The 1,009-nt window shown below is 23.8% G+C and carries 1 protein-coding gene; it reads right to left on the bottom strand.

Annotation, left to right across the window (positions count from 1 at the left end; all coding sequences use genetic code 11):
• Window positions 1-113: 113 nt before the first annotated feature.
• A partial coding sequence (locus B0A66_RS22660) for a BT4734/BF3469 family protein (protein ID WP_089052112.1) occupies window positions 114-1,009 on the bottom strand: 896 nt, incomplete at its 5' end.

Here is a 1,009-nt window from a genome sequence, read left to right as displayed (position 1 = left end):
TTTTATATAAAGCTGTTATCTCAAAAAAGCTTTCAATTTTAAAAATACGAATCTTTAATAAGAAATTATTTTTGATATTTACATTCTGTTTAGGATTGTTTTTAGTTTTTTAATTACAATAAATGTTTTAGACTTTTTTTATAACCTACTTCTTTAGCAAAATAAAAAACTGTTTTTATAGTTAGCTTTTGACCCGAGTGACAACTTGAAGTTTTGTAGCAATTATCTAATAAAGTAATCGATTTTAATTCATTATGAGCTTCATTGTCTAATCTACATATTTGCAAAAAAAAATCTTTTCCAATTTCATAACTAAAAGATGATGAAATTGCTAAAGCAACGTTTCTCCAACTAAGATAATTATGCGTAATTGATACATTTTTTTTGTTTAAAAATGAGATGATATCTTTTATAAGGCTTATATCTTCTTTTAGATCGATTTCATACGAGGGAATAGGAAAAGTTAGTAAATGCTTTTTGATATTTTCAGGATTTGTTTTTTCTGTGCTATTTTTAAATAATTGTTTTTGAAATGTGATGGATTTAGAATTGTAATGAATTTCTGGATCCCAAGATGAGAAACAAAGTCTAGTGATATCACTTCCACTTTTATCAATTTCGATATTATATTGATCTATGAAATACTGATTTAAATGATTAAAAATTTCTTTATGTAGATTAATATTTGAGTCAATTTTTATTAAACCTTTTAAGCCAAAACCAGAAGGAGAAATCCACAAAGCTAAAATGTATTTATCAGCGGATAGCTTTTTTTTAAGTATAATTATTTCATTTTTAGCTATTTTGTCAATATCTATAACCATTAAATTATTATATATTTCTAAATTTTGAATTTTTCTACCATTTTTAAAAACCCCTGAAAATGTGACAGATGGTAATTGGCTTTTAAGTTTAATGTAAATATCCTTTTCACCTTGATTGTAGGCTTTTCTGCAATTTAAAATTTGATCTTGAAATATTCCTGTTTTAATATTCTTTAATTCATTAA

Source organism: Flavobacterium hercynium, assembly GCF_002217285.1.
Taxonomy (GTDB): Bacteria; Bacteroidota; Bacteroidia; order Flavobacteriales; family Flavobacteriaceae; genus Flavobacterium; species Flavobacterium hercynium.
The sequence above is the reverse complement of the archived record's forward strand: the minus strand, read 5'-3'. Positions and strand labels throughout refer to the sequence as shown.